Origin of the sequence: Streptomyces sp. NPDC059037 (assembly GCF_042740015.1) — a bacterium.
Taxonomy (GTDB): domain Bacteria; phylum Actinomycetota; class Actinomycetes; order Streptomycetales; family Streptomycetaceae; genus Streptomyces.
Genome location: NZ_JBHYIG010000517.1, coordinates 1 through 1853 on the forward strand (window position 1 = coordinate 1; position 1853 = coordinate 1853).

At 71.3% G+C, this 1853-nt stretch carries 1 protein-coding gene; it reads right to left on the reverse strand.

Going from position 1 to position 1853, the window contains the following annotated elements:
- Positions 1–386: 386 nt before the first annotated feature.
- Positions 387–1820 (reverse strand): MFS transporter, encoded by a 1434-nt coding sequence (locus tag ACFWY6_RS45315; RefSeq protein ID WP_384703749.1) that lies wholly within the window; start codon positions 1818–1820, stop codon positions 387–389.
- Positions 1821–1853 lie beyond the last annotated feature (33 nt).

The following is a 1853-nucleotide window of genomic DNA, read 5'->3' on the forward strand; positions in this document are numbered from 1 at the left end:
TTTGAGTCTCTCGGGGTGGGGGTGTGTGTGTGTGGGGGGGGGGCTCATGGTCTGGGGATCGCTCTCCGCCGCGGGGGGGGGGGGGGCGCCCGGGGGGGGGGGGGGGGGCCCCGGGGGGCCCCCCGTGCTGCCCGTGAGACGTCAGGAGCCGCATCCCGGATCCTGCGCGCACGGGGCGTTCCCGTACGCGCGCATGCCATGAGCCCTTCCCGGGTGGGGCCGGGAAGGCCACGTACGCATGGGCCCTCACAAGGGCCGGGAGGCCGGGGCGCGGCCGTCAGCCATCACGCGGCCACCGACCCTACTAGGGCGGGCGGAATCGGGCATCCCCGAACCCGAACGGTCGGTGACGGACACCCGGGTGACACCGCGCCAGGCCGTGCGCCTCAGTCGGCGGCCCGCCCGTCCGCCGCCGCCATGGCGGGTTCCTCCGGTGCCGACGGCAGGGCGCGCAGTCGGCTCACCGGGGACAGGACGAGCGCGATCAGTACGGCGGCCGAGCCGATCGCCGCCACGGTCAAGGCGCCCCGGGCGCCGATCCGGCCGGACAGCAGGCCCGCGAACAGGCCGCCGAGCGCGCCGCCGCCGAACAGCAGGGTGCGGAAGACCGCCGTCATCCGGCCCATCATCGACTGCGGGGTGCTTGCCTGGCGCAGGCTGACGATGATGACGCCCGCGACGCCGAGCCCCAGGTAGGTGGTGAAGAAGGAGAGGACGAACATCGCCACCATCACCGGCCGGGGTCCTGTGGCCAGGACGATCAGCGTCGGTCCCATGAGGAGGGCCGACTGGGCGACGAGGTAGACGAGGCCGAGCCGGAAGCGGCGGATGACCTTGCGGGAGATCGCCGCTCCGATCAGTCCGCCCACGGATGCGGTGGCGAAGACGGAGCCGAGGGTCGTCGAGTCCAGGTGCAGGTCGCGTGTTCCGTACAGCAGGAACATCGTCCATACGGTGATCATGGAGAAGTTGCAGCAGAACCCGATCAGGGCCAGCGACCGCAGGACCGGATTCTTCAGGACCAGGCGCAGGCCGTCCCGGAGTTCGGTGGGCAAGTGCCGTCGTGCGGCGGGCGGTCGGGGCCGGGGCTCGGGTGTGCGGATCAGCAGCAGCGAGATCAGCGACACCAGATACGAGAAGGCGTCGACGATCAGCGCCACGGGCGCGGTGAGGGCGCCTACCAGGACACCCGCGAGCCCGGGGCCCGCCACGTCGGCCGCCGATGAGCTCATGCCCATCTTGGCGCCGGCCTCGACATAGTGCTTGGGGTCGCGTACGAGCGTGGGTACGTACGACATCCAGCTCACGTCGAAGAGCACCGACGCGACGCCGACGGCGCAGGCGATCACCAGGAGCGAGGCCAGGCTGAGCGCCTCCGTCCAGTACAGGACGGGGACGAGGGCCAGCAGGATCATCCGTACGAGGTTGGCGCCGAGCATGATCCGCCGCCGTCGGGCCCGGTCCACCCACACCCCGAAGACCAGGGCGAGGCCGAGGTACGGGACGAGTTGCAGGAACCGCAGGATGCCGACCTGTTCGTCGGTGGCGTCGAACGCGAGGATCGCGGTCAGCGGCAGGGCGAGGTTCGTGACCTGGGTGCCGAGGAGCGAGAGGGTCTCGCCGAGCCAGAATCTGAGGAAGTCGCCGTTGCGCCAAAGGCTCTGCGCGGGCGGTTCCTCCGTGCGCGTCTCCGGATGGGGTCTCCCCTGCTCGAACGGAGTTGAGAGCTTGGGATGGGGTCTCCCCTGCTCGAACGGAGTTGAGAGCTTGGGATGGGGTCTCCCCTGCTCGAACGGAGTTGAGAGCTTGGGGAAGGTCATGGCCCCCCCCCGGCGGCGCGGTGCGCGCCCCCC

What these genes read in the sequence shown, in the direction of transcription:
- ACFWY6_RS45315 (WP_384703749.1), bottom strand. Translation starts at nt 1,820, where the DNA reads ATGACCTTCCCCAAGCTCTCAACTCCGTTCGAGCAGGGGAGACCCCAT.